At 64.0% G+C, this 24,301-nt stretch carries 18 protein-coding genes; 8 read left to right on the forward strand and 10 right to left on the reverse strand.

Annotation, left to right across the window (positions count from 1 at the left end; translation table 11 throughout):
* Positions 1-172 precede the first annotated feature (172 nt).
* From EDE08_RS36090 to EDE08_RS36120, 7 genes are all read right to left on the reverse strand, one after another.
* Entirely contained in the window at positions 173-1,681 is a 1,509-nt protein-coding gene (locus tag EDE08_RS36090; protein WP_131874458.1) for a tripartite tricarboxylate transporter permease, read from the reverse strand.
* Positions 1,682-1,685: 4 nt separating this feature from the next.
* A complete protein-coding gene (locus EDE08_RS36095) occupies positions 1,686-2,171 on the reverse strand; it encodes a tripartite tricarboxylate transporter TctB family protein (protein WP_165936379.1) in 486 nt (161 codons plus the stop codon).
* 148 nt (positions 2,172-2,319) lie between these two features.
* On the reverse strand, positions 2,320-3,297 hold the full coding sequence (locus tag EDE08_RS36100) for a tripartite tricarboxylate transporter substrate binding protein (protein WP_131874456.1): 978 nt from the start codon (positions 3,295-3,297) through the stop codon (positions 2,320-2,322).
* Between the two features lie 203 nt (positions 3,298-3,500).
* Positions 3,501-6,365, reverse strand: a complete 2,865-nt coding sequence (locus tag EDE08_RS36105) for a PAS-domain containing protein (RefSeq protein ID WP_245524990.1) — start codon at positions 6,363-6,365, stop codon at positions 3,501-3,503.
* Between the two features lie 247 nt (positions 6,366-6,612).
* Positions 6,613-7,488 carry an acyl-CoA acyltransferase gene (locus tag EDE08_RS36110; protein WP_131874454.1) on the reverse strand — a complete coding sequence of 292 codons (876 nt, stop codon included), beginning with the start codon at positions 7,486-7,488 and terminating at the stop codon, positions 6,613-6,615.
* A 36-nt stretch (positions 7,489-7,524) separates the two neighbouring features.
* Positions 7,525-8,505 (reverse strand): amino acid--[acyl-carrier-protein] ligase, encoded by a 981-nt coding sequence (locus EDE08_RS36115; protein WP_131874453.1) that lies wholly within the window; start codon positions 8,503-8,505, stop codon positions 7,525-7,527.
* A 56-nt stretch (positions 8,506-8,561) separates the two neighbouring features.
* Entirely contained in the window at positions 8,562-9,779 is a 1,218-nt protein-coding gene (locus EDE08_RS36120; protein ID WP_131874452.1) for an acyl-CoA dehydrogenase family protein, read from the reverse strand.
* Positions 9,780-10,135: 356 nt separating this feature from the next.
* Between EDE08_RS36120 and EDE08_RS36125 the strand changes: the two genes are divergently transcribed.
* The 3 genes from EDE08_RS36125 to mtnA all read left to right on the forward strand — a co-directional run bounded on the left by EDE08_RS36125 (position 10,136) and on the right by mtnA (position 12,677).
* The gene (locus EDE08_RS36125) at positions 10,136-10,408 is read left to right on the forward strand and encodes a phosphopantetheine-binding protein (protein ID WP_131874451.1); all 273 of its coding nucleotides are present in this window, start codon (positions 10,136-10,138) and stop codon (positions 10,406-10,408) included.
* 268 nt (positions 10,409-10,676) lie between these two features.
* Entirely contained in the window at positions 10,677-11,552 is an 876-nt protein-coding gene (locus EDE08_RS36130) for an S-methyl-5'-thioadenosine phosphorylase (protein WP_131874450.1), read from the forward strand.
* A gap of 18 nt (positions 11,553-11,570) precedes the next feature.
* The gene (gene mtnA, locus EDE08_RS36135; protein ID WP_131874449.1) at positions 11,571-12,677 is read left to right on the forward strand and encodes an S-methyl-5-thioribose-1-phosphate isomerase; all 1,107 of its coding nucleotides are present in this window, start codon (positions 11,571-11,573) and stop codon (positions 12,675-12,677) included.
* Positions 12,678-12,943: 266 nt separating this feature from the next.
* Here mtnA and EDE08_RS36140 read toward each other — a convergent pair whose 3' ends face one another.
* Positions 12,944-13,585 (reverse strand): HAD-IA family hydrolase, encoded by a 642-nt coding sequence (locus tag EDE08_RS36140; RefSeq protein ID WP_165936380.1) that lies wholly within the window; start codon positions 13,583-13,585, stop codon positions 12,944-12,946.
* A 107-nt stretch (positions 13,586-13,692) separates the two neighbouring features.
* On the opposite strand from EDE08_RS36140, the gene EDE08_RS36145 reads away from it, so the two are divergent.
* Both EDE08_RS36145 and EDE08_RS36150 read left to right on the forward strand, forming a co-directional pair.
* The gene (locus EDE08_RS36145) at positions 13,693-14,451 is read left to right on the forward strand and encodes a S1 family peptidase (RefSeq protein ID WP_165936381.1); all 759 of its coding nucleotides are present in this window, start codon (positions 13,693-13,695) and stop codon (positions 14,449-14,451) included.
* A gap of 125 nt (positions 14,452-14,576) precedes the next feature.
* Positions 14,577-16,079: a flavin-containing monooxygenase gene (locus EDE08_RS36150; protein ID WP_165936382.1), complete on the forward strand. Its 1,503-nt coding sequence runs from the start codon at positions 14,577-14,579 to the stop codon at positions 16,077-16,079.
* A gap of 256 nt (positions 16,080-16,335) precedes the next feature.
* Here the strand turns inward: EDE08_RS36150 and EDE08_RS36155 are convergent, their stop codons facing one another.
* Complete coding sequence (locus EDE08_RS36155) at positions 16,336-17,256, reverse strand: response regulator (RefSeq protein ID WP_131874446.1); 921 nt, start codon at positions 17,254-17,256, stop codon at positions 16,336-16,338.
* Complete coding sequence (locus tag EDE08_RS36160; RefSeq protein WP_131874445.1) at positions 17,246-20,617, reverse strand: hybrid sensor histidine kinase/response regulator; 3,372 nt, start codon at positions 20,615-20,617, stop codon at positions 17,246-17,248. The genes EDE08_RS36155 and EDE08_RS36160 overlap by 11 nt, the downstream gene beginning before the upstream one ends.
* 164 nt (positions 20,618-20,781) lie before the next feature.
* Here EDE08_RS36160 and urtA point away from each other — a divergent pair, with 164 nt between their 5' ends.
* The 3 genes from urtA (at position 20,782) to urtC (ending at position 24,255) form a co-directional block, all read left to right on the forward strand.
* Positions 20,782-22,041 carry an urea ABC transporter substrate-binding protein gene (gene urtA / locus EDE08_RS36165; RefSeq protein ID WP_131874444.1) on the forward strand — a complete coding sequence of 420 codons (1,260 nt, stop codon included), beginning with the start codon at positions 20,782-20,784 and terminating at the stop codon, positions 22,039-22,041.
* A 127-nt stretch (positions 22,042-22,168) separates the two neighbouring features.
* Positions 22,169-23,095: an urea ABC transporter permease subunit UrtB gene (urtB, locus tag EDE08_RS36170; RefSeq protein ID WP_131874443.1), complete on the forward strand. Its 927-nt coding sequence runs from the start codon at positions 22,169-22,171 to the stop codon at positions 23,093-23,095.
* 17 nt (positions 23,096-23,112) lie between these two features.
* Positions 23,113-24,255, forward strand: coding sequence for an urea ABC transporter permease subunit UrtC (gene urtC, locus EDE08_RS36175; protein WP_165936383.1), 1,143 nt, complete (start codon positions 23,113-23,115; stop codon positions 24,253-24,255).
* Positions 24,256-24,301 lie beyond the last annotated feature (46 nt).

Consider the following 24,301-nt stretch of genomic DNA (forward strand, 5'->3'; position numbering starts at 1 on the left):
GTGTGCCGGCCTCCTCGTCCAGCACACAGGGTGAATCAGATTTTGACTCCCATGGGAATCCCTCCCGATCCAAGTCGGTCAGATTTTGCTCTAGCGTAACCCACCACGTCTGTCTCCTCGAAAACCAAAGACGTGGATTACGCCTTCGGCCAATCCACCCTACGAGATCTCCTCACGCCCCCTCATCCAGCGCCACCAGCTCGCGCTTCTTGCGCAGCGATGGCAGCAGCGGCGCGATCAGCAGCACCAGTGCAAGCACAAGACACACCCCCGAGATCGGCCGCTGCACGAAGGTCCAAAGATCGCCTTGCGACAGGATCAGCGATTTGCGCAGATTGTTCTCCATCATCGGCCCCAGCACGAAGGCGAGCACCAGCGGCGCCGGCTCATAGCCGAGCTTGCGCATGAAATAGCCGATGATCCCGAACGCGATCATCACATGGACGTCGAACACGTTGTTGCTCGAGCAATAGACGCCGAGGATCGTGAACAGGATGATCAGGGGAAACAGGATGTTGTAGGGCAGCTTGAGCAGCTGCACCCACATGCCGATCATCGGCAGGTTCAGGATCAGCAGCATGACGTTGCCGATATACATGCTGGCGACGATGCCCCAGAACAGGCCTGGATTCTGCGTGATCAGCAGTGGCCCCGGCTGCAGGCCGTGAATGACGAAGGCCCCGAGCAGCAGAGCCATCACGACATTCGGCGGGATGCCGAGCGTCATCAGCGGAATGAAGGCCCCGCCCGCCGCGGCATTGTTCGCCGATTCCGGTCCCGCGACGCCTTCGATCGCGCCATGCCCGAAACGCTCGGGCGTCTTCGACAACCGCTTCTCCAGCGCATAGGAGGCGAAGGACGCCACCACCGCGCCGCCGCCCGGCAGGATGCCGAGGAAGAAGCCGAGGATCGTGCCGCGGCCGACCGGACCTGCGCTCGCCTTCCAGTCCTCTTTGCTGGGCAGGAGATGGGTGATCCTTGTGTTGATGATGTCGCGCTTGATGGCCTGCTCGGTGTTGAGCAGCACTTCGGCGACGCCGAACAGGCCCATCACGACGGGTACGAGGCCGATGCCGTCGATCAGCTCCATGCGGCCGAAGGTCAGCCGCGGCTGCGCGGTGATGCTGTCGAGCCCGACCAGCCCGAGCACGACCCCGGTGCACGCCATCAGCAGTGCCTTCGGCATCGATCCCTGGGTGAGGAAGGTGAGCACGACGAGGCCGAGCACCATCAGGCTGAAATACTCGGCCGGACCGAAGGCGATGGCAATGCTGGCAAGCTTCGGCGCCACCAGCATCAGGGCGATCAGCGCAAACGTGCCCGCGGCGAAGGAGCCGAAAGCGGAGATGCCGAGGGCGGGGCCCGCACGGCCTTGCTTCGCCATCTGGTGGCCGTCGATGCAGGTGACGACGGAGGCTGCCTCGCCGGGGATGTTGACCAGGATCGAGGTGGTCGAGCCGCCATACATCGAGCCGTAATAGATGCCGGCCATCATGATGATGCCGGATTCCGGCGTCCCCGACAGCGTCACAGGCAGCAGCAGCGACATGGCCGAGATCGGCCCGATGCCCGGCAACACGCCGACCAGCGTGCCGATGAAGACGCCGACGAAGCAGTAGAGCAGGTTGATCGGCAGCAGCGCGACGCCGAATCCATGGGCCACATTGACGAGCGTATCCATGCGATCAACCGATCCCGAACAGGCCTGAGGGCAACTGGATCAACAGCAGCCGCTTGAGCACCCACCACATTCCGATCGGCACCAGCACGGCGATCGGGACCGCCAGCGTCCAACGTACCGGATCGATCAGGCGCAACAGCAGCAGCATCAGCGGAATCGACGACAGCAGGAATCCCAGTGGCTCCAGCGCGAACGAGAATGCGATGAGGCAGGCGATGAGGAGAAGCGGTTTGCTCCAGCGCACATTCTCCCAGCGCGAGGCCAGCGTCGGCCCGCCCTCGGTGATCGCCGAGACGATAATGGCGATCGCGAACACGCACATCAGGATGCCGGTGTAGAACAGCACATAGCCGGAGCCGGGATCGTTGATGGTGCCGAGCCTGAGCTTCAAGCCGGACCAGATCACGAAGCCGCCGAGGGCAAGCCCGATCAGCCCGCCCCAGAGCTCGGAATTGCTGAGGCGGAGCTTGACGTTGGTTTGGTCGTTCATTTGAAGCACCTCTCGATCACCGTCCCCCTGAGGTGGCCGCTTCTCCAGCGGCCCTCGAAGGGCGACGGTGCCCCGATCCATCCTTCGAGGCGAGCCGCAAGTGCGGCTCGCGCCTCAGGATGACGCCAGCATGTTTGGCACCCCGTATCTACTTCTTCGTGAGCCCGAGCGTACCGATCACCTTGCGTTCGGATTCCGTGACCTCGACGACGAACTTCTTGTAGTCCTCAGTGTTCTTGTAGTTCGGCACCATGTCGTATTTGGCGAGCGTCGCGATCACCGCGGGGTCCTCGAGCGCCTTCTTGAAGGCATCGTGCAACTTGGCGACGATCTTGGGATCCATCCCCTTCGGGCCGGCGATGCCGAACGGAGAATCATAGACCATGGGGTAGCCGAGTTCCTTCAGTGTCGGCACATCAGGGTAATTCGGCGAGCGGGCGCCGGTCCATACCATCAGGAGCCGGAGCTTGCCGGCATCGACCAGCGGCCGCCATCCCGTGGAATCAGCCTGAAGCATGGTGTGCTGACCGAGCACGGCGGCATTGGTCTCTGCACCTCCCTTGAACGGCACCTGCGTCAGCTTGATGCCGGCCATTCCCGCGATCTGCTCCATCCCGATATGCAGCGAAGTGCCGGCGCCCGGCGTGGCGTAGGTTACCTTGCCCGGGTTCGCCTTGGCGAACTCCACCACGTCCTTCCAGCTCTTGAACTGCGACTCCGCGCTGGTCGTGACGCCGAAAGTGTAGCCGGTGAGATGGACGATGTAGCTGAAGTCCTTCGCCGGATCCCACGACACCTCCTGCATCAGCGGCAGGCGGAACACCGTGATCGGAATCTGCGAGATGGTATAGCCGTCAGGCTTCGCGGCCGCCGCCATGGTCGCCGGTCCCACGGTGCCGCCGCCGCCGGCCTTGTTGTCGATCACGATCGGCTGACCCAGGATCTTGGAGGCGCTGTCGGCGATCGCGCGCATCGAGATGTCGGTCGATCCGCCGGCGGGCCATGGCACGATCAGCGTGATCGGCTTGGTGGGATAGTCCTGCGCAATGGCGGCCGTGGAGAGCAATGCGCCCATGACAGCGTGCGCCGCGGCAAATGCGATCGTCTTCAGCCCATATCCTGACATCGAAACGCCTCCCTCGCAGCGGCCCCTTTTGGCCGCCGCCTCTTGTTCTTGTGAGACGATTGTTCCTGAAATCGAGGGAGAAGAAAAGCGCATTGCGCGGACCGCGCGCGGCGATCGGTTGGGCCATGCCGGCAGAACCGGCACATGCGACAATTCGTCGTTCGGCTACGTGCCGAGAGGCGGAATTTTGAGGGGAGAAGCCGTCAGGCCACGCGCCGGACCATGTTCAGCCTCTCGATGGTGCGGCCGACCTCCGATGCGAGACAGGGCTTGCCGAAATAATAGCCCTGCACGGCCGTGCAGCCGCATTCGCGAACGAAATCGAGCTGCTCCTCGGTCTCCACCCCCTCCGCCGTGGTCTCGACGCCGAGCACGGAGCCGAGGCTTGCGATCGTCCGGACGATGGCGACGCTCTCCGGGCTTTCGCCGAGCGTGCCGACGAAGGAGCGGTCGATCTTGATGCGGTCGAAGGGAAACTTGCGCAAATAGCTCAGCGAGGAATAGCCGACACCGAAATCGTCGAGGCTGACGCGCACTCCTAACGTGCGGAGCTGATGCAGGATCTCGATCGTCGCCTCGCTGTCATCGAGCAGCGCCGTCTCCGTGACCTCAAGCTCGAGCCGCTGCGGCGGCAGGCCGGCTTCCGCAAGCGCGCTCGTGACCATCGCCACCAGCCCGCGCGCGCGGAACTGCACCGGCGACAGGTTCACCGCAACGGTGACATCGGGCCAGGACGCGGCGGCCGCGCAGGCCGTGCGAAGCACCCATTCGCCGATCGGTACGATCAGCCCGTTCTCCTCCGCAATCGGAATGAACTCGGCCGGAGAGACGAAGCCGCGCGAGGGATGTTTCCAGCGCAGCAGTGCCTCGAAGCCGGTGAGCTCGCAGGAATCGAGCCGCATCTGCGGCTGGAACACCAAGTGGAATTCACATCCTTCCAGCGCGCCAACCAGATCCTGTTCCAGCGCGTGCCGGCTGCGTGCCTCTTCCTCCATCTCGGGCTCGAACAGCTGATAGGCTCCGCGCCCCCTGGCCTTGGCCTGGTACAGCGCGAGGTCGGCGCATTTCATCAGCTCGTCGGCATCAAGCCCATGGTCGGGTGCGATCGCGATACCGACGGAGACGCCGACCTGGATCGACTGGCTCTCCAGCGGCGGCGGATGACCGATGATGTCGACGAGGCGGCGGGCGAGCTCCTCGGCCGATTGCGGCTGCGGTCCGCGCTGGAGGATGGCGAACTCGTCGCCGCCGAGGCGCGCGACGGTATCGTGCTCGCCGACGTTCTCCTTCAGGCGCGCTGCGACCCAGCGCAGCAGGCGGTCGCCTGCGGCATGGCCGAGACGATCATTTACGGTCTTGAAGTTGTCGAGGTCGAAGCACAGCACGGCCATGGCGCCGCCGGCGATCGCGACCTGGTTCAGTCCTTCGCCCATCTTCTCGCGGAACAGCGTGCGGTTGGGCAGGTCGGTGAGCGAATCGTGCTGCGCCATATGCGCCACCCGGGCCTGGGCCTTGTGACGCTCGGTGACGTCCTCGTAGGTGACGACCCAGCCGCCGTGCTCCATCCGCTTGTGATTGAGCTTGATGATGCGGCCGTCGCTCAAGTGCCGGTGCAACGTGTGCTCGCCCTCGCGCAACCTCTCGACATAGTCTGCGTAGAGCCTGGCGCCGGTCATGTTAGGATGGATGCCGAGCTCGCAGCCGTACTCCATGATCTCTCGCATCGAGACGCCGGGCTTCACGATCTCCGGCGACAGTCCGTACATCTCGAGATAACGGCGGTTGCAGACGATCACGCGCAGGCTCGAATCGAGCATGCACAGGCCCTGGCTCATGTTGTTCAGTGCAGCGTCGAAGCGCCGATATTGCTCGCTCAGCTCCTCGACCGCGTGCTCGCGCTCGGTGATGTCCTCATAGGTGGCGACGAAGCCGCCCTCGGCGAGTGCGCAGTAGCGCACCGATACCACGGTGTCGTTCGCCATGCGCCGGCGCATTGGCGAGGAATCGCGTTTCGCAATGCTCGTGCAGGCGGCTTCGAGCAGCTGTTGCGGACTGTATTCGGAGGAGAATGCGCCCTTCGCCATCGAACGCTCGATCAGCTCGGCGAGATGCGTGCCGGGTCTGGTCTCCTCCGGCGACAGCCGGTAGAACTTGCGGTAGGTGGTGTTGCAGACCCGAAGGCGCATGTCGCTGTCGTAGAAGGCGAGCCCGTGCGCCATGTTCTCCAGCGCCGCATCGAGGATGAAGTTCTGCTGCCTCAGCGTTTCCTCGTATTGCAGCCGCTCCGTGACGTCCTCGTGCACCGTCACCCAGCCGCCGTCGGGCAGGAAGCGGGAGACCGCCTGGACCATCCGTCCGTCGTAACGCATCACCAGCAGGGTTTTCGCCTTCCTGCGGCGCACATCTTCCAGCCGGCTTTCATAAAACTCGTCGTTCGACATGCCCGGCAGGTTGCCGCGCGACATCCAGTGCTCGATCACCGCGCAATGCGGGACGCCCGGCTTCACGATCTCGGGATCGAGGTCGTAGAGCGTCAGGAACCGTTCGTTGCAGAGGACGACGCGGCTGTCGACGTCGTACATGATGAGGCCGTGCGACATGTTGGCGAGCGCGTGCTGGCTCCGCTCGGTCTGCAGGCGCAATTCCGCTTCGAGCCGGGCGAGGCGGCTGACATCGTCGCAGATCGTCATCCAGCCGCCGCCGGGGAGCGGCTTCAGCTCGAGCGACATGACGAGGCCGCTTGCAAGCCGCTGCTCGGTCCGGAACGGCTTGCCGGCGGCGATCTGCGCGATCCGCGCCGAATACAACGCGTCGAGCTCATCTTGCGGAAAGTTGCCGCGCCTCGCGCTGTGCGCGAGCACCTCACGGTAGCTCGTGCCGACCCGCACGATCTCGGCCGACATGTCGAACAGCATGAGGTAGCGCTGGTTCACCAGCACGATCCGGTTGTCGGCGTCGTAGACGCAGACGCCCTGCTCCATGTGGTCGAGCGCAAGCTGGCTCAGGACGACCAGGGCGTCCGGGCCCTGCTCGCGGCGCGCACCAGGCTCGTTGTCGCGGGTCGACATCATGGGCTCGGCGGGATCTCTGCAGGCAATAGACTTAATGCAACCTAATTCAGCCGCCGAGGCTAGCGAAGAGGCCGGAAAATTCCCTTAAGCGCGTTAGTTTACGGAGGGTGACCGGCGATGGTGAAGTGTGCCGGTACAACGCACTACCTGGAGTGCAGGCTGTCTCGTGCCGTCACCCTGAGGTGCCGGAGCGAAGCGGAGGCCTCGAAGGATGACGGTGCTGGGGTGCTGGCTGCGGGTCTACTTAAGGCCCGTACAGCACGAGCTCCGTATCCGTGAGGTCGCCAAGCTGCGGCCGGTGCGGGCCCTTGAAGTATTTACGGCCGCGCCGTTCGGTGTAGATGCCGACGAGGCCGGCAACCGGACCGTTGGCGTCGACGGCCACCGAGATCTTGCCGAGCCGCAGCAGCAACCGGCCGATGCGGCCGGCGCATTCGGCATATTCCTCGGCACTTCGGCAATAGATCAGCTTCATCGCGGGCGGTGCGATAAAGCCGCGGCGGATGCGAACCGGTTGCAGGATGAAGGGGAACGTTCCCTTCGGCGTGCGGCAGACGAGGCTGAGGCAATTGTAGCGCGCATGCCGCGTCAGGAGCTCGGTCTCGGTGTCGGAAAGCCCCTCGATCTCTTTGGCGTGTGGCGGGATGACCTCGATCGCGCTCCAGCGCGGCGCGCGCGACAGCGCAGGGATCGAAAAGAATATGCCGCGGCAATAGGCGCGAAAGCCCTGCGTCTCGATGATCGGCCAGGTCCAAGGCGCCGGGCTGATGTTGAAATACGTGACGTCCTTGTGCCGCTGGGCGATCTTGGTCAGCAGCGGGGCGTAGTTGCGGTAGGCCGGGTCGACATACCAGCTCGACAGGTTGCATCGGATGGCGGTCTCTTCACCGTCCTTGCGCGCCGTGTAGATCAAGAGCAGCACGCCGACCGGCGTGCCGCCATCGTCGAGCATGTAGCCGAAGCGCGGATAGCCCTCCGGCACGGGCCGGAAGGCCTGCCGGCGCAGGCCCTCAACCCAGTATTCGCGCGAACGTCCCACGAAGCCGCGCGTCAGCAAGTCCGCGATCCTGTCGACGTCGGACTCGGTGATCTCGCGGCATCGGACCTTGGTATGGATCACGCTCGTCTTGCCCGTGGAAATGGTCGACCTCTTACCTTAGCGCCAGCCTTCGCCATGAGCCTCGGCCGCGACATGCGGCTGCAAGCCCAGGACGTCCCGCACCTTCGCCGGCCAGGCGGTAAGATCGGTGCCGTGGGTGTGGAACATGGCGACGGCCAGGCGGTCCATGCCGAAGGCAACGCAGCCGGTATGGGCCGGCTCACCGTTGGCGTCCTGGATTCCCCAGGTCGTGCCGAAATGTTCGCGGTGATAGTTGAAGCTCATGCAGGCGGTCGGCTGCTCTTCCGAGCGCAGCGGGATAAGGAGCTCGAACTTGAGCTGCTGCTGCTTCTGGCTCACCGCCTTCATCTGGCCGACGCGGCCGAAGAAAGGATCGCTGGCGTAATCGACGCGGAAGGTGAGGCCGAGATCGCGGGCGATCGCCTGCGCGCGCACCATCCAGCGCTCGCGGAAATCGGCGACGTCCTCGGGACTGCCGATGCAGACATATTCGCGCATCCGGAACGATTGCAGCCGGTCGAGATGCTTCGACGGCTCGCGGCGGAAGCAATCCGCCGCGACGTCGAAGCGCAGGCCGCCCTTCGGCAACTGGCCGCGGCTCGCCGCGATCGGGTAGACCGGATAGCAGGCGGCCGGTGACAGCACGAGATCAGCCGGCGAAAGCGAAGATGTCCAGTCGCCGCCGGCATCGAAGCGGCTCACCGCGGCGTTGATCTCGCGTTCGGTGCCGTGCAGGCCGCAGACGCAGCCGAGCAGGTTCGGAAAGCTCTTGAGATAGCCGGATTTTTCCAGCTGGGCGCGGCTCATGACCGGCGGGAAGCGCATCACCTCGGTGCCGGTCTCGCGATGGCTGGTGATCAGCGCGGCGAGCTTCTCGACGACGCCCTCATAGAGCGCGGTACGGGCGTAGACGCCGTCGGCCCCCATGCGGTGGAACAGCTTGTCGGCGAGATGATCGAGCGGATCGATCATCTGCGGGGCGGTGGCGGGCGAGTCGGGGAGGACGGCAATATTCATGTTTCGATGTCCTGCTATCTCAAAATTGTTCTTGTTGATTCAGTCGCCGAGGCACTTCAGTCGCGAAGGCTCGTCGGCACTCCGCTCATCAGCGTCGACGTCGCAGCGTTGACCAGGATGCGGTCGTTGTTGATCATGATCGGCGCCGACAGCACGTCGCGCAGGTGACGGCCCATGGTGAACTCGCCGTCGTTGCGGTAGCCGGCAAGACCCGCGGTGCGCATCGCATGCATCACGGTCTCGACCGCGAGCTCGGAGGCCTGCACCTTCAGCAGCGTGATGGAGGACTGGAAGTCGAGCGAGCTCAGTGCACGCTCGTCATGCTCCGCGACGGCAAAAGCATCGATGTTGGCGGCGATCAGCGCGCGCAGCTTGGCCAGCGACATCTTGGCGGCGGTGAAATGCGCCGCGGCCGGCGGCAATTGTCCGCCCGAGGAGCGGGCCGCCTTGCGGATGAAGGCCTGCGCGCGGGTGACTGCCGCAGCGGCGATGCCGGCCCAGGCCGACGACCAGCACAGATGCGCGAACGGCGTCATGGTCTGGGCGTGAATCTTGTCGTAGGCTTCGGGGAAGACGCGGTCAGCGGGGCAGTCGACCTTCAGCTCGAACCCGGTGGAGCAGGTGCCGCGCATGCCGAGCGTTTCCCAGCCCAGCGTCCGCTTCAGCGAATAATCGTCCCTGGCGAGCGCCAGCAGCACCTGGTCGGAGGCCGCCGCATCGGTGGCGCGGCGGGCGATGGTGACGAGACCGTCGGCCTCGGCGCCGTAGGAGATCACGGTGGCGTCGCGCACCAGCGAAACGGTGTCGCCGGCATGGTCGACTGCGGCGGCGCTGGCGCGGATGTTGCCGCCATTCTGGCCCTCGGTGGTGGAGGAGGCGAGCAGCCACTGGTCGCGGGCGACCCGGCGCATCATGGTCTCCATCCAGGGAATGCCATGGCCGTGCCTGATGATGCAGGCGACCTTGGTCTGGTGCATCGCGTAGATCATCGCGGTGGACGCGCAGGCGCGTCCGAGCGTGTAGCAGATGTCGGTGACGTCATGGATCGAAGCGCCGAAGCCGCCGAACTCGACCGGAACCATCACGCCGAGCAGCTTCTGCTCACGTGCGACCTCGAACGCCTTGTGCGGGAAACGGGCGTCGCGGTCGACCCCGTCTGCGTCGGCCGCTGCAGCGGCGGCGGTCCGGGCGGCGCGCTCGATCAGGGAGGGGCCTTGCTCGAGGAAGCTCGTCTGCATCTCGTCGACAGTAAGGACCGCTTCACGCACGTTCATGCTCGTCCGCCTCCGTTTTGCCGTTCGAGATCGCCGGCATCATTCGCGATGCCGCCGGTGATCCTCCGGCCATCTTTGCTTGTGAGACGAGGCTACGGATTTAATTCAAATTCGTCGATGAAATAGAGGGTAAACAAAGCCCAATTCCGGACGAACAGTTAAGGGCAGGTTGTTTGCATCACCGGATTTCCCAGCGTCGTGTTAGGACTCTGGAAAATGCCTGAATTCCGGACAATCTGAGTCGTCGTTTACTAAGAATCGCGAAGTATTGGTGACGCCCATTGCAGGACCGGCAAGCCGTGCCCATCGTAGCCGGCAGTCCGGTCCGACCTCGTTAGACAGATGGGAATTTGCCGATGCAGACCTTCAATACCGACGTGCGCAATCGCATCATCAAGCTGGTGAAGGGCATCCTCGAACAGAATTCACTCACCGCAGACGTCACCTCTTCCGCCAAGCTCGTTGATGTCGGCCTGACGTCGATGGACATGGTCAATCTGATGCTCGGCGTCGAAGCCGAGTTCGATTTCACCATCCCGCAATCCGAGATCACGCCGGAGAATTTCCAGTCCGTCGAGACGCTGGAGCGGATGATCGCGACCCAGCTGCAGCCGGCGACCGCGGCTTAAGTCCAAACCGCAACTGTCGTCCCTGCGAACGCAGGGACCCATACCGCGGAATTTCTCGACCGCTGACGGTCGAAGTACCAAACGACCAGTCTTCGCCAAGCCACAGCCTGTGGTTATGGGTCCCTGCGTTCGCAGGGACGACCTCGAGTATCAGGCGCGCGCCATCGCCCTCACGCTACCGGCATCGCCGCTCCAGCCCCGTTTCAAAACCGCCGCAAAGCTGGCATAGCTTAACCATGTCACACATGGCGGACAGGTTGGAGCAGGCATGACGCAGGCGGTATTGGGTATCATCGGCGGCTCGGGCATCTATGACCTCCCGGGCCTCGAGGGTGCGCGCGAAGAGGTGATCAAGAGCCCCTGGGGCGAGCCGTCTGCGCTCTTGCGGCGTGGCTCCATCGCCGGCCTGCCGATCGTGTTCCTGCCGCGGCATGACAAGGGCCACCGGCTCTCTCCCTCCGACATCAATTATCGCGCCAATATCGACGTGCTGAAGCGGGCCGGCGTCACCGACCTGATCTCGCTCTCGGCCTGCGGCTCCTTCAGGGAGGAACTGCCGCCCGGGACTTTCGTTCTCGTCGACCAGTTCGTCGACCGTACCTACAAGCGGGAGAGCTCGTTCTTCGGCCGCGGCTGCGTCGCGCATGTGTCGATGGCGCATCCGGTCTCGCCGCGGCTGCGCATCCATCTCGCGGCGGCGGCCGAAGCCGAGGGCATCGCGGTCGCGCGGGGCGGCACCTATGTCTGCATGGAGGGCCCGCAATTCTCCACTTATGCGGAAAGCATGACCTACAAGACATCAGGCTATTCCGTGATCGGCATGACCAACATGCCCGAGGCCAAGCTCGCGCGCGAGGCGGAGATCTGCTACGCCACGGTCGCGATGGTGACTGATTTCGACTGTTGGCATCCCGATCACGACGCCGTCACAGTCCAGGACATCATCCGCGTGCTGACGTCCAACGCCGATAAGGCCAAGGCCTTGGTGGCGCGGCTGGCCAAGGATTTTCCGCGCGAGCACGAGCCATGCCCGATCGGTTCGGACCGTGCGCTCGACACGGCGCTGATCACGGCGCCCGAGGCGCGCGATCCGGAGCTTCTGAAGAAGCTCGATGCGGTGGCCGGGCGCATCCTGCGGGCGTGATGTGAAAGGCAGAATGCCATGAAGGTCGACGGCAAGCATTTCCGCAGCATCTGGCGCGAGCGTGACGGCTGGTCGGTCGGCGCGATCGACCAGCGCCGATTGCCGCACGAGTTCGCCATCGCACGCCTCACCTCCTGCGAGGACGCGGCCATCGCGATCCGCGACATGCTGGTGCGCGGCGCGCCCCTGATCGGCGCGACTGCCGCCTATGGAATGGCGCTCGCGATGCGCGACGATGCCTCGGATACGGGCCTGAAGCGCGCCTATGACATGCTCGTCGTGGCGCGGCCGACCGCGATCAATCTGAAATGGGCCCTGGACGAGATGCGCGCGACGCTCGCGCCGATTGATCCGGTTGAACGAGCTGAAGCGGCTTATGCGCGCGCCGACGAGATCGCCGAGCAGGACGTCGAGATCAACCGCGGCATTGCCGAGAACGGCCTGAAGCTGATCGAGGCTACCGCGGCGAAGAAGCCGGGCGAGACGGTCAATGTCCTCACTCATTGCAACGCCGGCTGGCTCGCCACCGTCGATTGGGGCACGGCGACGGCGCCGATCTATCTCGCGCATGAGCGCGGCCTCAAGGTTCATGTCTGGGTCGACGAGACCCGTCCGCGCAACCAGGGCGCCTCGCTCACCGCCTGGGAGCTCGGCCATCACGGCGTGCCGCACACGGTGATCCCGGACAATACCGGCGGACACCTGATGCAGCACGGCATGGTCGATCTCGCCATCGTCGGCACCGACCGCGTCGCCGCCAACGGCGACGTCTGCAACAAGATCGGCACCTATCTGAAGGCGCTTGCCGCGCATGACAATGGCGTGCCGTTCTACGTCGCGCTGCCGTCGCCGACGATCGACTTCGCCGTCCATGACGGCATTCGCGACATCCCGATCGAGCAGCGCAGCGGCACGGAGGTTACCGACATGACCGGCCGTACCGCCGACGGAAGGCTGGAGACGGTTCGTATCGTGCCGGAGAACTCGCCGGTCGCGAACTACGCGTTCGACGTGACGCCGGCGCGGCTTGTTACCGGCCTCATCACCGAGCGCGGCGTGCTCAAGCCGGATCGCGCGGCGCTGGCGGCGGCGTTCCCGGAACGGATCGCTGCTGCGGCGGAGTAGCCAGCTCGCAATAACGAGTCTGCGGAGACCGCTTACGCCGGTCTCTCTCCCTCACCCTGAGGAGCCGCGAAGCGGCGTCTCGAAGGGCGAGGGCCACAGGCGGGCCTGCATCCTTCGAGACGCGCTCTAGAGCATGATCCGGAAAAGTGTGGAGCGGTTTTCCGAAAAGATCATGCTCGAACAATAACCTAAGGTGCGATGACGATTCATCCTGATCTCATCGCGCCTAAAGGCGCGCTTCTCAGGATGAGGAGTTGGCCGTGCGTCTACCCCAGCCCCAGCCCCAGCCCCGTCGCCTTCTCGAGCTCCGCGATCGCCTGCGCCCCACTCGTCACCTTGATCGTGGTCATCCCCATCTGACGCGCGGGCTTCAGGTTGACGCCGAGATCGTCGAGATAGACGCAATTGTTCGGATCGACCTTCAGCGTCTCGACCATCATCCGGTAGATGCGTGGGTCAGGCTTGCGCAGTCCGATCTTGGCGGATTCGATGACGTGATCGAACAGCACCATCACTTCGGCGATGTAGAGGGAGCGTCCCGTCAGGCTGCCGATGGCGTTCGCCGGCAAATTGTTGGTGATGCAGCCGGTCTTGAACTGCGCCTTGATGCGCTTCAGAGCCTCGACCATCTCCGGGCGCAGATCGCCCTGCAGCAGCGGCAGCACGTCACGGCCCCGCACTTCCGCGCCAAGCGCGAGCGATTCGGCGGCGAACATTTCGTCGAAGGTGTCGATGTCCACTTCGGCCCGCTCGAACCTGGCCCAGGCGTTCTCCAGATGGTTGGCGGCATTGGTGCGCCGGATGATGTCGATGGGCAGGCCGCGCTCGGTCTCGAACCGCGTGAACGCCTCGAATGGTGAGCTCGTCAGCACGCCGCCAAAATCAAAGATCACAGCCTCGATCGTCAATGTCCTGCCCTCGTCAATTCCTTTCCAAGAGGGCTAGCATGCGGTATCGGCAAGAGCCAGTCCGAAGCCTTCCTCCTTCACCGATGCTGTCGCCAAAGCGTGTTCCCATGAAGAAGCTCGCCACGTTCATCGCAGCAGCGCTGCTGCTCGCCACGCCTGCCCACGCCATCGTCGGCGGCGGCACGCCGCAGGCCGATGGTGTCGCGCGCGCCGTCGTCACCATCGTCGGCTCGCGCGGCAATTTCTGCACCGGCAGCCTGATTGCCCCGAGGCTGGTGTTGACGGTCGCCCATTGCGTGCAGCCCGGCGCCGACTACAAGATCGTCGATCGCGGCGCCGACGGCCAGCCGCAATTGCTGAACGTCCGCACCATCGCGATCCATCCGAACTTCAACATCCAGGCGATGCAGGCGCACCGTGCCACCGCCGACGTGGCGCTGCTGCAGCTGGAAATTCCACTCAAAGGAAAATCCACGGTGACGGTCGGCATGCCGAATATTCCGATACGGGTCGGCAGCCGCTTCGTCATTGCCGGCATCGGCGTCACCGTTCGCGGCGACGGCAAGAGCGGCGGCACGACGCGCGTGGCCGGCCTCGTTGCGACCGGGCAGCCCGGCACGCTCCAGATTCGCCTGGTTGATCCCGTAACCAACGGTGTTCATGACGGAATTGGCGCCTGCACCGGCGATTCCGGCGGCCCCGTGTTCGAGGACAGGCCAAATGGTCCCGTGCTCGTCGGGCTCATCAGCTGGTCGACAGGGCCGAACGGCGCCGCCGGTTGCGGCGGATTGACCGGCGTCACGCCGCTCACGCTCTATCGCGACTGGATTTTGCAGACCGCGCGGAGCTGGGGTGCGGCGCTGTGATTTGACCGCGACTTGATCTATGTCATTTTGTAGCGGAAGCGCGGCGGGTGATCATGCCCGGCGCGGAGGAAACGCGCCGTCCGGTCAAGGGCGGCCACAAAAACAAGCAAGGCATAGAAACAACAATGAATGTCGCTGTTCGCAGTCACGCCACGGCCAAACAGGCTTCTGAACATTTCGACGTGCTGATCGTCGGCGCCGGCATCTCCGGCATCGGCAGCGCCTATCACATCCAGAAGCAGCTTCCGGGCACGAGCTACGTCATCCTGGAGACGCAGGAGACTTTCGGCGGCACCTGGAGCACACATCGCTATCCCGGCATTCGCTCCGACAGCGATCTCCACACCTTCGGTTACAGCTTCAAGCCGTGGGTCGGCCCGCCGATCGCGACCGCCGAGGAAATCCTCTCCTATATGAAAGAGGTGATCGACGACAACGATATCGCGCGGCACATCCGCTACAAGCACAAGATCAATTCGGCGAGCTGGTCGAGCGAGCAGAATCTCTGGACCATCGAGGCGGTGACGACCGACACCGGCGAGCCGAAGATCTTCACCGCCAACTTCCTCTGGATGTGCCAGGGCTATTATCGCCATTCCGAAGGCTACACGCCGCAATGGAGGGGCATGGACCGCTTCAAGGGCCGCATCGTCCATCCCCAGACCTGGCCCGATGATATCGACCTCACCAACAAGAAGGTCGTCGTGATCGGCTCGGGCGCGACGGCGGCAACGCTGGTGCCGAACATCGCGGACCAATGCGCGCATGTCACCATGCTGCAGCGCTCGCCCACTTACTTCCGCCTGGGCCGCAACGCCATCGAGATCGCCGAAGAATTGCGCCGGCTTCAGGTCGATGAGACCTGGATCCACGAGATCGTGCGGCGCAAGATCCTGTTCGAGCAGGATGCGTTCACGAAGCTCTGCGTGTCCAAGCCCGAGCAGGTCAAGAAGGAGCTGATCGGCCAGATCAGCGCCATCCTTGGTCCCGACTACGACGTCGAGACCCACTTCACGCCGAAGTACCGGCCGTGGCGGCAGCGCATCGCCTTCGTGCCGGATGCCGATTTGTTCAAGGGCATCGCCAGCGGCAAGGCCTCGGTCGTGACCGACGAGATCGAATGCTTCGTCGAGAACGGTATCCAGCTCAAATCGGGCAAGGTGCTCGAGGCCGACATCATCGTCACCGCGACCGGGTTCAACCTCGCCGCGCTCGGCGATATCGAATTCGAGATCGACGGCAAGCCGCTCGCTTTTGGCGACACCATCACCTATCGCGGCATGATGTTCACGGGCGTGCCCAACATGGTCTGGGTGTTCGGCTACTTCCGCGCCAGCTGGACGCTGCGCGTCGACCTCGTCGCTGATTTCGTCTGCCGGCTGCTCGGACACATGAAGGCGAAAGGGGCCAAGAAGGTCGAAATCAAGCTGCGTCCCGAGGACCACAACATGCCGATCCTGCCCTGGATCGATCCGGAGAACTTCAATCCCGGCTACATGATGCGCAACATGGACCTCTTGCCCAAGCGCGGCGACAAGCCGGAATGGCAGCACAGCCAGGATTACTGGACCGAGAAGGACGAGATCCCGAAGACGGACCTGGACGACAAGGCGTTCGTGTACGGGTGACGAGCTCGTTTTGGTGAGGGGGCGTGTGTGAGGGGCGGCGGCGCCCGCCACACACTCCACCGTCGTCCCGGGGCGCGAAGCGAGCCCGGGACCCATACTCCCAGGCAGTGGTTATCGCGCGAGCTGGCCACTCCGAGTCTTCGCCAAACATCTCCCTGTGGTTATAGGTCCCGGATCTACGCGCGCCTAAGGGCGCGCTTGTCCGGGACGACACCGTTGCTCGGGTGAGCGGCATCTCAACTCGTTTGCAGCACACTCACGAATTCCGCCTCGTCGCATTCGCGGCAATCGCGGCCGCGGCCGTCCGGTTCTCCACGCCGAGCTTGGCGTAGATCTGCTCGAGATGCTTGTCGACCGTGCGCGGGCTGAGGCCCAAAATCTGCGCGATATCGCGGTTGGTCTTGCCCTTGCTGAGCCAGGCCAGAACCTCTCCCTCGCGGGTGGTGAGGCCGAGTTCGCTGGTGAACTCGGGGGGCAGCGCGGTGCCGGATTCTCTGGAGAGCCGCAGCAGGAATTCGTTCGGCGCGGTCTCACCCATGTAGAAGAGCCGAAGTTGCGGATTGTGGGGCAAGGAAGCTCCTTGCGACTTCGAGCTGCCCTTGGCCTTGGCTTGCTCCAGCCATTGCAGCAGCGCCGGGGGCAGGACGAAATCGTCGGCCTGCGCGCCGTGATGGTCGGACAGCAGCTTCTGCGCCTGCGGCGTCGCCCACAGCACGTTGCCCTGGCGGTTGACCGCGAACAGGAACCGGCCGGAGACGTCGAGCGCGGTGCGGGCGCTCTGGGTCAGCCGGGCATTGCCGAGATGGACGCGGATGCGCGCCAGCATTTCCTCGATCACGATCGGCTTGGTCACGTAGTCGACGCCGCCAGCTTCAAGTCCGCGCACGATGTGCTCGGTCTCGGCAAGGCCCGTCATGAAGATCACGGGGACGTTGGCGAGGCCGGCATCGCGCTTGAGCCGGCGGCAGGTCTCGAAGCCGTCGATGCCGGGCATCACGGCATCGAGCAGAATGATGTCGGGCGTGATCTGCTCGATGATGCGCATCGCCGCGGCGCCGTCGAGCGCCACCATGACCGTCATGCCGGCGCCGTCGAGCGCGTCGGTGAGCAGCCGCAGCGTCTCCGGAGAGTCATCGACAACGAGCGCGACGTCGCGCTTCTTCGACTCAATGTTCATACGCGTGCAACGTCTTCAATGTGGCCATGTACTGGTCGAGATCGAAGCGATCGACCAGCGACCGCATCTGCGCGACGAAGTCGGCATGCTCGGGATGTTCGCTGCCGATCTCGTCCAGCTTCAATTGGATTCCCTTGACGTAGCCGATCTGGCCGAGCCCGATCAGCGCCTCGATGTGCCGCACCGGCGGCTTTGATCCGGTCTCGGGACGCCAGAACGGCACCGCGATCTCGTCCGAACCGTATTGCCATTCGATCTTGAGCAGCTGGCGGATCGTCTCCAGGAGCCGCGGGATGTCGATCGGCTTCATCAGATAGCCGTCGTGGAAGGGTTGTGCCAGCGGAGCGCCGTGGGCCTCCAACGCGCTTGCCGACACCATGAGGATGCGCGCCTGGTGATGGCCGCTCGCGCGTAAGGCCTCGGCCACGGTCCAGCCGTCCATGGCAGGCATCGAGATGTCGAGCAGGAACAGATCAGGCCGGCAATGCTGTGCCAGCGCGAGGCAGCCGGCGCCGTCCGGCGCGCTGAGCAGGATGAAACCGAGCGGCGTCAGCACCTCGCGCAGGAGATCGCGGTGCACGGGGTCGTCGTCGGTGATGAGGATGGTCTTGCGCGCGCCGTGATAGCCGGAGACCGGGGCCTCGACCGGCGCGATGCGCTGCGGATTGGTGACCTCCGAGAGCAGGATCTTGACCTTGAACGTTGAGCCGGTGCCGACCGTGCTCACGACCTTGATATCGCCGCCCATCACGCCGGCGAGCAGGCGGCTGATGGTGAGGCCGAGGCCAGTGCCGGTCTGCGGCTGCGAGACGCCAAGCGCACCGCGCTCGAACGGCGCGAAGATGCGTTCGAGATCGTCGGCCCGGATGCCCGGGCCGGTGTCGATCACCTCGAACTCGGCGACGGGACTGCGATAGTGCACGACGAACTGCACGCTGCCTGACTGGGTGAACTTGATGGCGTTCGAGAGCAAGTTGATCAGCACCTGACGCAGACGCTTCTCGTCGGCATAGACCACGCGCGGCAACGACGCCGGTCGCCTGAACACGAAATCGATGCCCTTGGCTGCGGCCTGAAGGCGGAACATGCCGACGAGCTGATCGAGGAATTCGCCGAGGTGCACCTCGTCGCGCGACAGGTACAGCCGGCCCGCCTCGATCTTGGAGATGTCCAGGATGCCGTCGATCAGGCCGGACAGGTGGTCGGCGCTGCGGCGGACGACGCGGACCTGGTCGCACGGCTTCGGGCCCAGTGTCGTATCCTGCTCGAGCAGCTGGGCATAGCCGCTGATCGCGTTCAGCGGCGAGCGCAGCTCATGGCTCAGGCCGACCACGTAGCGGCTCTTGGCCAAATTGGCGGATTCGGCGACCTCCTTGGCACGTTGGAGCTCGGCGTCGGTGCGCTTGTGCGCGTCGATCTCCTGGATCAGCAGCGTGGTCTGTCGCCGCGTCTCGGCCTCGGCGGCGCGGCGGCTCTGCTGCGCCAGCACGAACAGCCAGGCAACCACGCCGATGATGATGCTGAGCGAGAAGAACACCTTCCACAGCACGTCGGAGACGAGCTCGTTCTCGCCATGGACGCTCGCCGACGTCTGCAGATAGATCAGTCCCAGCACCAGGGCGACCAGACCGGCGGAGACCACGAACACGCCGATATAGTGTCCGAGCTGCGAGTTGATCCGGGCGTAGATCGGTTGCGGCATCAGCTTGCCCAGCGTCTCCGAGACCTGCGCCTGAATTCGAGCGTGCGGCTTGCAGAGATCGTGGCAGCGCGCGTCCAGTGAGCAGCAGAGCGAGCAGATCGGACCGGCGTAAGCGGGGCAGGAGGCCATGTCCTCCGGCTCGAACGCGTGCTCGCAGATACAGCACTGGATCGCCTCGAGGTTCTGCCAGCTCCGCTTCGGCTTGCGTGCGATGTAGTACTTGCCGCCCGTGGCCCAGGCAATCAACGGCGCGGCGAGGAAGGCCACGGCGAGTGCTATGAAGGCCGACAGCGCCTTCGCGGTAGGTCCGAACAGGCCGTAAAAGGCGCTGATGGAGACGATGGTTGCGATCGTCATCGCGCCGACGCCGACCGGATTGACGTCGTAGAGATGCGCGCGCTTGAATTCGATCTGCTGCGGTCGCAATCCAAACGGCTTGTTGACGACGAGATCTGAGACCAGCGCGCCGACCCAGGCGATCGCGACGTTCGAATAGAGCGCCAGCGTCTGCTCCAGGGCCTTGTAGACGCCGATCTCCATCAACAGCAGTGCCACGATGACGTTGAAGACCAGCCAGACCACGCGCCCGGGATGGCTGTGGGTCAAACGCGAGAAGAAGTTCGACCAGGCGATCGAGCCGGCATAGGCGTTGGTGACGTTGATCTTGACCTGCGACAGGATCACGAAGGTGCCGGTCAACGCCAGTGCGAGCTCGGGCTGCGAGAGCACATAGCGGAACGCTTCGAGATACATATGTGCCGGCTCGGCGGCCTCCTCGGGCGGCACGCCATGGCTGAGCGCAAAGAAGGCGAGAAACGAGCCGGCCAGGAGCTTCAGCGCGCCGAGCACGATCCAGCCCGGTCCTGCGCTCATCAGCGCTATCCACCAGGAAACCCTCGAGGCGCGGCGGTCGCGGGGGAGAAAGCGCAGGAAGTCGACCTGCTCGCCGATCTGCGCCACCAGGGAAAACACCACCGAGGCCGCAACGCCGAACAGCAACAGATCGAAATGCCCGTTGAGATCGCCGTGCTCGCCCGAGAACTTGCGCCACTCCGTAAAGGAGTGCGGGTTGTGCCAGGCGATCGCCGCGAACGGAATGATGTGAAGGATCACCCATAGCGGTTGCGTCCACAATTGGAAGCGGCTGATCAGCGTGATGCCGTAGGCCACCAGCGGGATGATGACGACGGCGCTGATGAGATAGCCGACCGGCCGCGGAATCCCGAAGCACATTTCGAGCGCGGACGCGAGGATCACGGCTTCGATCGCAAAGAAGATGAAGGTGAAGGACGCGTAGATCAGCGAGGTGACCGTCGAGCCGATGTAACCGAAGCCGGCTCCCCGCGTCAGCAGGTCGATGTCGATGCCGCACTTGGCCGCATAATACGCAATGGGCACCCCGCAGCAGAAGATGATGATCGAGACCACGAGGATGGCGGCAGTCGCATTGGTGACGCCATAGTTCAGCGTGATGGTGCCGCCGATCGCCTCCATTGCCAGGAACGAGATCGCGCCCAGCGCCGTGTTGGCGACGCGGGCGGCGGACCAGCGACGTGCGCTCTTGGCGGTGAAGCGCAGGGCGTAGTCTTCCAGAGTCTGGTTGGCGACCCATTGGTTGTACTGGCGCCTGACGCGGTCTATTCGCTGCCGCCCTGCCACTGAACCCCCACTCCCGATACGGACCCCTCGCAAATTCCGTACCAGAAGCCTACGTCGGCATTTTGCGGTGCAGTATACGCGATCTTGCGTATGCTTGCGCTGCATAAATTCGAGCCATCCTCACGGCCACCAATAGCGCGTTCTCGAACAAAAGTGGGGTGCTCATGTCAGACGAAGCAAACAAGGGCCTATTGTCGCCGCTTCGGCGCAAATTGTTGATGGGGATAGCGGCCGTGCCGGCTATCACGATGCTGCCGCGGGCGTCCTTTGCGCAGGCTCCGGCGACCTCGGCGGTCAACACCACGGGTCTTGCGGTCACCGACACCGAGGTCACGGTCGGCATCCTGCATTCGGCCACCGGCACCATGGCGATCTCCGAGACCGGCTCGATCGAGGCCGAAAAGCTCGCGATCGAGCAGATCAACGCGGCCGGCGGCGTCCTCGGCCGCAAGATCAAGTTCATCCAGGAGGACGGCGCCTCCGATTGGCCGACCTTCGCCGAAAAGGCCAAGAAGCTGCTGGTCAACGACAAGGTCGCGGCCATCATGGGCTGCTGGACCTCGGCCTCGCGCAAGGCGGTGCTGCCGGTCGTCGAGCAGTATAACGGCATGCTCTATTACCCGACCTTCTACGAAGGCCTCGAGCAGTCCAAGAACGTGATCTACACCGGCCAGGAAGCGACCCAGCAGATTCTCGCCGGCCTGAACTGGATCGCCAAGGAGAAGGGCGCGAAGACCTTCTTCTTCATCGGCTCCGACTACATCTGGCCGCGCACCTCGAACAAGATCGCGCGCAAGCACGTCGAGAACGTCCTGAAGGGCAAGGTCGTCGGCGAGGAGTACTATGCGCTCGGCAGCACTCAGTTCAACTCGGTCATCAACAAGATCAAGCTCACCAAGCCCGACGTGATCTTCACCGACGTCGTCGGCGGCTCCAACGTCGCCTTCTACAAGCAGCTCAAGGCAGCCGGCATCGACCTCGCCAAGCAGCCGCTGCTGACGATCTCGGTCACCGAGGACGAAATCGACGGCATCGGTGGCGAGAACATTGCGGGTGCGTACGCCTGCATGAAGTACTTCCAGTCGCTCGACAATCCCAACAACAAGGCCTTCGTGCCCGCCTTCAAGAAGATGTGGGGCGAGAAGACCGTGATCGGAGACGTCACCCAGGCTGCCTATCTCGGACCGTGGCTGTGGAAGTTGACGGTCGAGAAGGCCGGCTCCTTCGACGTCGACAAGATCGCGGCGGCCTCGCCCGGTGTCGAGTTCAAGGGGGCCCCGGAAGGTTACGTCCGCATCCACGAGAACCATCATCTCTGGTCGAAGACCCGGGTCGGTCGCGCCAAGCTGGATGGCCAGTTCGAGCTGATCTACGAGACCGCCGATCTCGTCGAGCCCGATCCGTTCCCGAAGGGTTACCAGTAAGCGGCATCCGTCGCGCTTTCTCCCCGATACCAAGCCGCTCCCTGGCGTGGATCGCAAGTCCATGCCTCAAGCCCCCGCGTCGCGAACCTGCTCGCGACGCGGGATCCCATCTCGACGGAGGACATAGATGTTCGGCGATTATTCGATTGGCGACCTTGGCTCGATCTTCGTCATGCAGGGTTTTGCCGGACTGATCCTGTTCTCCGTCTATGTCCTCATGGCCCTCGGGCTTGCCATCATCTTCGGCCAGATGGGCGTCATCAACATGGCCCATGGCGAGTTCATGATCCTCGGGGCCTACGTCACCTGGATGACCTCGAACGTCTTTCAGGCCTACATGCCGAGCCTGTTCGGCGGCTACTTCTTCCTCGCGATGATCCTGGCCTTCATCGCATCCGGCGCGCTGGGCATGCTGGTGGAGTGGGTGCTGATACGGCATCTCTACAAGCGCCCGCTCGACACGTTGCTTGCCACTTGGGGCCTCAGCCTGATGCTTCAGCAGGCCTATCGCTCCGTGTTCGGCGCGCGTGAGGTCGGCGTCGAGCTGCCGCAATGGATGCTGGGCTCGCTGCACGTGACCGACAGCATCGAAGTGCCGATCAACGGCGTCTTCGTGATGGGTCTCACCTTGCTGATCACCGTTTCCGTCGCCTACGTTCTCTACCTGTCGCGCTGGGGCCGCCAGGTACGCGCCGTGGTGCAGAATCGCATCATGGCCGGCGCGGTCGGCATCAACACCGAAAAGGTCGATCGTTATACGTTCGGACTCGGCTGCGGCATCGCGGGCGTCGCCGGAAGCGCCTTCACAATGATCGGATCGACCGGGCCGACCTCCGGTCAGCTCTACATCGTCGACACGTTCCTGGTGGTCGTGTTCGGCGGCGCCGCCAGCCTGCTCGGCACCATCGCCTCGGCCTTCTCGATCTCGCAGACGCAATCGACCCTCGAGTTCTTCATGTCGGGTTCGATGGCCAAGGTGCTCACGCTGCTCGCTGTCGTCGGCATCCTGATGCTGCGGCCGCAGGGCCTCTTCGCCCTCAAAGTCCGCAAATAACGAGAAGCAGGCAAGTCATGATCATCAACTCACGCTTCTTCAATCGCTCCGAACTCACGGGCTTCATCGTCCTGGCCGCCGTGTTGTTCGTGATCCTGCCGCTGTCGCTGGATGTGTTCCGCCTCAATCTCGTCGCGAAGTACCTGACCTACGCCTTCGTTGCGCTCGGCCTCGTGCTGTGCTGGGGTTATGGCGGCATTCTCAGCCTGGGGCAGGGCGTGTTCTTCGGCCTCGGCGGCTACTGCATGGCGATGTTCCTCAAGCTCGAGGCCTCGAGCGTCGAGAACACGAAGATCCAGTCGACGCCCGGCATTCCTGATTTCATGGACTGGAATCAGATCACGTCGCTGCCGTTGTTCTGGCAACCGTTTCACAGCCTGACCTTCACCATCCTGGCCATCATCCTGGTCCCCGGTCTGTTCGCCCTGATCATCGGCACTGCGATGTTCAAGCGCCGCGTCGGCGGCACCTACTTCGCGATCATCACCCAGGCGGTCGCCGCCATCCTGACCATCCTGATCGTCGGGCAGCAGGGCTACACCGGCGGCATCAACGGCATGACCGATTTGCGCACGCTCAAGGGCTGGGACATCCGGCCCGACCACGCCAAGATCATCCTGTACTTCGTCGAGGTGGTGCTGCTGTTCGCCTGCATCGGGGTCGCACAGTACATTCGCCTGACCAAGCTCGGCCGCATCCTGGTCGCGATGCGCGAGCAGGAGGACCGCGTCCGCTTCTCCGGCTACAGCGTCGCCAACTTCAAGATCTTTGCATTCTGCATGGCCGCGGTCTTCGCCGCGATCGGCGGCGCCATGTTCGCGCTCAATGTCGGTTTCATGTCGCCGTCCTTCGTCGGCATCGTGCCGTCGATCGAGATGGTGATCTACACCGCCGTCGGCGGGCGGACGTCGATCTTCGGCGCGATCTGGGGAGCCATCCTGGTGAACTTCGCCAAGACCAGTCTGTCGGAATCCTTCCCGCAGCTCTGGCTGTTCGGCCTCGGCGCGCTGTTCATCGCGGTCGTGCTTGCCTTCCCGAACGGCCTGTCCGGGCTCTGGGCCGACTACGTGCAGCCCCGCATCGACCGGCTGTTCGCCTCGCGCAAGACGAAGGCGGGCTGGAACGACAATTCGGTCGCCGACGGCGCACCGGCAGAGTGAGGAGGCCATCATGCTCGTCGGTCATCACGATGCCGATGCCGCGCTG

The organism is Bradyrhizobium sp. R2.2-H, from assembly GCF_004346455.1.
GTDB lineage: Bacteria > Pseudomonadota > Alphaproteobacteria > Rhizobiales > Xanthobacteraceae > Bradyrhizobium > Bradyrhizobium diversitatis.

Coding starts and splice junctions, on each gene's coding strand:
- EDE08_RS36090 (WP_131874458.1), bottom strand. CDS start 1,681: ATGGATACGCTCGTCAATGTGGCCCATGGATTCGGCGTCGCGCTGCTG.
- EDE08_RS36095 (WP_165936379.1), bottom strand. CDS start 2,171: ATGAACGACCAAACCAACGTCAAGCTCCGCCTCAGCAATTCCGAGCTC.
- EDE08_RS36100 (WP_131874456.1), bottom strand. CDS start 3,297: ATGTCAGGATATGGGCTGAAGACGATCGCATTTGCCGCGGCGCACGCT.
- EDE08_RS36105 (WP_245524990.1), bottom strand. CDS start 6,365: ATGTCGACCCGCGACAACGAGCCTGGTGCGCGCCGCGAGCAGGGCCCG.
- EDE08_RS36115 (WP_131874453.1), bottom strand. CDS start 8,505: ATGAATATTGCCGTCCTCCCCGACTCGCCCGCCACCGCCCCGCAGATG.
- EDE08_RS36120 (WP_131874452.1), bottom strand. CDS start 9,779: ATGAACGTGCGTGAAGCGGTCCTTACTGTCGACGAGATGCAGACGAGC.
- EDE08_RS36125 (WP_131874451.1), top strand. CDS start 10,136: ATGCAGACCTTCAATACCGACGTGCGCAATCGCATCATCAAGCTGGTG.
- EDE08_RS36130 (WP_131874450.1), top strand. CDS start 10,677: ATGACGCAGGCGGTATTGGGTATCATCGGCGGCTCGGGCATCTATGAC.
- mtnA (WP_131874449.1), top strand. CDS start 11,571: ATGAAGGTCGACGGCAAGCATTTCCGCAGCATCTGGCGCGAGCGTGAC.
- EDE08_RS36145 (WP_165936381.1), top strand. CDS start 13,693: ATGAAGAAGCTCGCCACGTTCATCGCAGCAGCGCTGCTGCTCGCCACG.
- EDE08_RS36150 (WP_165936382.1), top strand. CDS start 14,577: ATGAATGTCGCTGTTCGCAGTCACGCCACGGCCAAACAGGCTTCTGAA.
- EDE08_RS36155 (WP_131874446.1), bottom strand. CDS start 17,256: ATGAACATTGAGTCGAAGAAGCGCGACGTCGCGCTCGTTGTCGATGAC.
- urtA (WP_131874444.1), top strand. CDS start 20,782: ATGTCAGACGAAGCAAACAAGGGCCTATTGTCGCCGCTTCGGCGCAAA.
- urtB (WP_131874443.1), top strand. CDS start 22,169: ATGTTCGGCGATTATTCGATTGGCGACCTTGGCTCGATCTTCGTCATG.
- urtC (WP_165936383.1), top strand. CDS start 23,113: ATGATCATCAACTCACGCTTCTTCAATCGCTCCGAACTCACGGGCTTC.